Source organism: Streptomyces sp. NPDC057654, assembly GCF_042800135.1.
Classification (GTDB): Bacteria; Actinomycetota; Actinomycetes; order Streptomycetales; family Streptomycetaceae; genus Streptomyces.
Window position 1 is genome coordinate 1 of record NZ_JBHVHQ010000590.1, and the last position, 5,530, is coordinate 5,530.

General features: G+C 71.5%; 4 protein-coding genes. 2 read left to right on the forward strand and 2 right to left on the reverse strand.

Features of this window, described 5'->3' with window-relative positions; genetic code table 11:
* On the reverse strand, positions 1 to 957 hold a 957-nt coding region (locus tag ACFU99_RS31390; RefSeq protein WP_384398467.1), incomplete at its 3' end, for an alpha-amylase family glycosyl hydrolase.
* A gap of 130 nt (positions 958 to 1,087) precedes the next feature.
* Positions 1,088 to 3,229, reverse strand: coding sequence for a glycogen debranching protein GlgX (gene glgX / locus ACFU99_RS31395; protein ID WP_384398469.1), 2,142 nt, complete (start codon positions 3,227 to 3,229; stop codon positions 1,088 to 1,090).
* Between the two features lie 492 nt (positions 3,230 to 3,721).
* Between glgX and ACFU99_RS31400 the strand changes: the two genes are divergently transcribed.
* Positions 3,722 to 4,966, forward strand: a complete 1,245-nt coding sequence (locus ACFU99_RS31400) for an SAV2148 family HEPN domain-containing protein (protein ID WP_384398471.1) — start codon at positions 3,722 to 3,724, stop codon at positions 4,964 to 4,966.
* Positions 4,967 to 5,085: 119 nt separating this feature from the next.
* Positions 5,086 to 5,530 (forward strand): exonuclease domain-containing protein (locus tag ACFU99_RS31405; RefSeq protein ID WP_384398473.1); only part of this gene is annotated, 445 nt, incomplete at its 3' end.

Below are 5,530 nucleotides of genomic sequence, written 5' to 3' on the forward strand. Positions count from 1 at the left end.
GGCGGCGAAGGCGCGGTAGGCGCCGGTCAGTTCCCGGACGCCGTCGGGGTCGACGAAGAGGCCGTCGATGTGCGCGAGCGCGTCGTAGCCCGTGGTCCCGGCGACGGGCCAGTCGGCGGGCAGCCGCTCGCCGCGGCCGAGGATCTTCTCGACGACGGTCCACCGGCCCCCGGCCGCCTCGCGCAGCCGCCGCAGATACCCGGCCGGGTCGGCGAGGCCGTCCGGGTGGTCCACGCGCAGCCCGTCGAGCACGCCGTCCCGCAGCAGCTGGGCCACCTTGGCGTGCGTGGCGTCGAAGACCTCGGGGTCCTCGACGCGCACCGCGATGAGGTCGGAGACGGTGAAGAAGCGCCGGTAGTTGAGGTCCGTACGGGCGAGGCGCCACCAGCCGAGCCGGTACCACTGGTGGTCCAGGACGCCGGGCAGCGGCAGCCGCTCGGTGCCGGGGCGGAGCGGGAACTCATGGTCGTGGTAGCGCAGCACCGAACCCGACACGGTCAGGTGGCGCAGCTCCTCGCCGAGCCGCCCGCCGAGCACGGGCAGCAGCACCTTGCCGCCGTGCTCGGCCCAGTCGATGTCGAACCAGCGCGCGTACGGCGAGGCCGGGCCGTCCCGCAGCACTTCCCACAGCGGGCGGTTGAGCCGCTCGGGGGCGGGGACGGCCATGTGGTTCGGCACGATGTCGAGGACCAGGCCGAGGCCGTGCGCGTGCGCCGTACGGGCCAGCGCGCGCAGCCCCTCCTCGCCGCCCAGCTCCGCCCGTACGGCGCTGTGGTCCACCACGTCGTAGCCGTGCGCGGAGCCCGGCACGGCCTCCAGGACGGGGGAGAGGTGCAGATGGGAGACGCCCAGGGAGGCGAGGTAGGGGACGGCCCGTTCGGCGGCGGCGAACGGGAACTCCGGCTGGAGCTGGAGCCGGTAGGTGGCGGTGGGCGGTGCGGCGGGGTCGGGCCTCATGGGAACGTACGTACCCGCGAGGGTGTACCCCGCCAAACCGCATGGACGGTACACGCACTATCGGGCCGCAGGGCCTGTCTGTCAGGACCGCGAGATCTCCCGGCCGCCGGACTCGGCCCGGCCGCCGGACTCAGCCCGGCCGCTGGAGGACGGCCAGGCTGCGGTCCGCGAGGGTGAGCCGGTCGCCGCCCTGGACCTTGGGCCCGTCGCGCTCGACGCCGTCCGGCCGGGCCGTGTCCACGATCAGCTGCCACTGCCTCCCATGGTCGACCGGAACCGTGAATTCGATGGACTCGTCGTGCGCGTTGAACATCAGCAGGAACGAATCATCGGTGATCGACTCGCCGCGTGGGCCCGGCTCCGAGATGGCGCTCCCGTTCAGGAACACCGTCAGGGACTTGGCCTGATCGGCCTGCCAGTCGCGCTGGTCCATGTCCTCGCCCTCGGGTGTGAACCAGGAGATGTCGGACAGTTCGTCATGCGTGCCCTGTACCGGCCGCCCGTGGAAGAAGCGGCGGCGGCGGAAGACCGCGTGGTCGCGGCGGAGCCCCACCATGGCGCGGGTGAAGTCCAGCAGCCGTCGGGCCGGGTCGCCCTCCTCGCCGTCCCCGTTCTCCTCCCGGGGGGCGGGCCAGCGCACCCAGGAGATCTCGTTGTCCTGGCAGTACGCGTTGTTGTTGCCGCCCTGGGTACGGCCGAACTCGTCGCCGTGACCGAGCATCGGCACGCCCTGGGAGAGCATCAGCGTGGCGATGAAGTTGCGCATCTGGCGCTCGCGCAGCGCGAGGATCTCGGGGTCGTCGGTGTCGCCCTCCGCGCCGCAGTTCCACGAGCGGTTGTGGCTCTCGCCGTCCTGGTTGTCCTCGCCGTTCGCCTCGTTGTGCTTCTCGTTGTACGAGACCAGGTCGTGCAGGGTGAAACCGTCGTGGCAGGTCACGAAGTTGACCGAGGCCAGCGGGCGGCGGCCGTCGCCCTGGTAGAGGTCGGAGGAGCCGGTCAGCCGGGACCCGAACTCGGCCAGCGTCCGGGGCTCGCCGCGCCACATGTCCCGCACGGTGTCCCGGAACTTTCCGTTCCACTCGGTCCACAACGGCGGAAAATTGCCCACCTGATAGCCGCCCTCGCCCACATCCCAGGGCTCGGCGATCAGCTTCACCTGACTCACCACCGGATCCTGCTGCACCAGGTCGAAGAACGAGGAGAGCCGGTCCACCTCGTGGAACTGGCGCGCCAGCGTCGCCGCCAGATCGAAGCGGAAGCCGTCCACCCGCATCTCGGTCACCCAGTAGCGCAGCGAGTCCATGATCAGCTGAAGCACATGGGGGCTGCGCATCAGCAGCGAGTTCCCGGTGCCCGTGGTGTCCATGTAGTACCGCGGATCGTCGGTCAGCCGGTAGTACGAGACGTTGTCCAGCCCCCGGAAGGAGAGCGTCGGCCCGAGGTGGTTGCCCTCGGCGGTGTGGTTGTAGACCACGTCCAGGATCACCTCGATGCCCGCCGCGTGCAGCGCCCGCACGGCGGACTTGAACTCCAGCACCTGCTGCCCGCGATCGCCCCAGGAGGCGTACGCGTTGTGCGGGGCGAAGAAGCCGATGGTGTTGTAGCCCCAGTAGTTGGCCAGCGAGGAGTCCACCAGCCGGTGGTCCTGTACGAACTGGTGCACCGGCATCAGCTCCAGCGCCGTCACCCCCAGCTTCGTCAGATGGTCGATGACCGCCGGGTGGGCCAGTGCCGCGTACGTGCCGCGCAGCTCCCGCGGCAGCTCCGGGTGGAGCATCGTCAGCCCTTTGACGTGGGCCTCGTAGATCACCGTGCGGTGGTAGTCGGTGCGCGGCGGCCGGTCGTCGCCCCAGTCGAAGTACGGGTTGACCACCACCGAGGACATCATGTGCGGCGCCGAGTCCATGTCGTTGCGCTTCTCGGGGCGCTCGAAGTGGTAGCCGTAGACCGCCTCGCCCCAGTCGACCTGCCCGCCGACCGCCCGCGCGTACGGGTCGAGCAGCAGCTTCGCGGAGTTGCAGCGGTGCCCGTGCTCCGGCTCGTACGGGCCGTGTACCCGGAAGCCGTAGCGCTGACCGGGCATGACGCCGGGCAGATAGGCGTGGCGGACGAACGCGTCCGTCTCGCGCAGCTCCACCGCCGTCTCCGAGCCGTCGTCGTGCAGCAGACACAGTTCGATCCGCTCGGCGGTCTCCGAGAAGACCGCGAAGTTGGTGCCGGCGCCGTCGTACGTGGCACCGAGGGGGTACGCCTGTCCCGGCCAGACCTGCATGAGTCGACTCTTCCACTTCTCCATCGGGCGCCGTGGTGACCCCTGCTCCAGGTCGGATGGGAATCCTCGTCCAACTGACGCCTCCGTGCGGTCCTTTCGGCAGATCTTCCCCAAAAGCAGAGCGGCCACCTCTCACTTCGGTCAGTCCAACCGGGTGACCCTCGGACAAATGGGTGGGGCCCGGACATGAGGCCCCCGCCCCGGCCGGACCCGGGCAGCCGTCCCGGCCGCTGCCTCGACCGGGGTGCGGCGCCGCCTCGGCCGGGCCGCGGTGCCGCCCCGGCCGGACCATCGCCGCCGCCCCGGCGGCCTCCCGGCGCCTTCCCGGCGGGCGACCGCTATGAATCCGCTCACTCCCTCCGCCGGTCCTGGCCGCAACGTGCACCGCGAGTAGGAGAGTTGGTGGAGGACTGCCCCCGTCGGGCTGCACCGCACTCCCACCGCGCAGTAGTCTGCCTTGATCGTTGGACGGGGGCGGAAGGCGGTGCACAGGTGAGCTCGGGCGGGTTGGAGCTGCCCCCGGGAAGTGAGACTTCCGAGGGGGACGGCTCGACCGACGCTCCACCCGGCGCGGTGTCCCTGGCGCAGCCGATGGAGATCGGCGCGGAGCTGGACTGGGGCGCCGACGCGTGGAGCGAGGTGCGTACGCGGGCGCGGCGCGCCGGACGGGCCTACATCTGGCTCAACCTCGTCGAACAACGGCTGCGCGCCGTCGTCGCCGCGGTGCTCCGGCCGGTCTACGAACCGGTGCACGGCGAGGAGGAGTGGGTCGTCGCCGCCGCCGGGCCCGCCGGACAGGAATGGGTGCAGCGGGCCGCCGCCGTACGGGAGGTGAGCCGCCGCAAGGGCTATCTCCTCGACCCGGCCGACGACAACGTGCTCTCCTTCCTCACCCTGCCCCAGCTGCGCGAACTGCTCGTCCAGCACTGGCCCTGCTTCGAGCCCTACATGGACGACCGGCGCGAGCTGGAGCTCGCCCTCGACGAGCTGGAGGTCTCCCGCAACGTCGTCTCCCGCAACCGCGCGCTGTCCGTGACCGTCCTCGCCCAGGCCGAACGGGCCTCCGCCCGGCTGCTGGAGATCCTCGGCACCGGCGCCCACGGCCCGGCCGCCGGACGGCTGCCCGTCGACGCCGTGGAGGACCTGGTCGGCGACCGGTACGCGGACGTCATCGGCGTGCACGCCGACCGGGTGCGCCTCCAGCGCCAGCTGCCCGTGGAAGACCTCTTCGGCAACGCCCGCCGCCTCGACGCGGTCGGCATAGGCCTGAACCTCCTCGTCCAGAACTACTCGGGGAGGCGGCTCGTACGGCTCGCCGAGGCCGGCTGCCGCTCCCGACTGCTCTTCCTCAACCCCGCCAGCAGCGCCGTCCGCCGCCGCGAACGCGAACTCGGCATCAAAAAGGGCGAGATGAGCCGCTCCGTCGAGATGAACATCATGCACATGCGGCGCGTACGCGACCGGCTCCGGGACACCGCCGCCTTCGAGATCCGCGTCTTCGACGAGACGCCGCGCTTCACCGCCTACCTCGTCAACGGCGACGGCGCGGACGGTCTCGCCGTCGTCCAGTCCTACCTCCGCAAGGCGCGCGGCATGGAGGCGCCGGTGCTGGTGCTGCGCGGCGGGGGGCGCGAGAGGGACGTGGTGCGGGAGGACCAGGACGCCGACAACGGACTCTTCGCTACATACCGGGAGGAGTTCGACGGAGTGTGGGCGGACTCGCGGCCGGTGTCGTAAGAGAGCCCCGGGGGACTGTCGCACGGGAGACCCGGGCGCCCGGGGGACTGGGGTCATTGTCAGTGGGGCATGCGAGGCTGGGGACCAGTCGGGGGAAGCACCACAGAGGAGGGGCCGCGATGAGCTGGTACCGGGGGACATTGACCGGATTCGACCTGGAGACGACGGGCACGGACATCGAGCACGACCGCGTCGTCACCGCCGCGCTCGTCCGGCTGGAGCCGGACGGCGGCACCGCGGGAGAGCGCACCTGGCTGCTCGACCCGGGCATCGCGATCCCCGAGGAGGCCGCCGCCATCCACGGCATCTCCACGGAACGGGCCCGCGCCCAGGGCTCCCCGGCCGCTCCCGCCATAGCGGAGATCGCCGACGCCGTCGCCGAAGTGCTGCGCGCGGGCGCGCCGCTCGTGGTCATGAACGCGCGGTACGACCTGTCGCTGCTCGACCGCGAGTGCCGCCGCCACGGCGTCGCACCGCTCTCGGAGCGGCTGGGCCCCGGCCCCTGGCCGGTCGTCGACCCGCTCGTACTGGACAAACACGCGGACCGGTACCGCAAGGGTAAGC

What these genes read in the sequence shown, in the direction of transcription:
- glgX (WP_384398469.1), bottom strand. Translation starts at nt 3,229, where the DNA reads ATGCAGGTCTGGCCGGGACAGGCGTACCCCCTCGGTGCCACGTACGAC.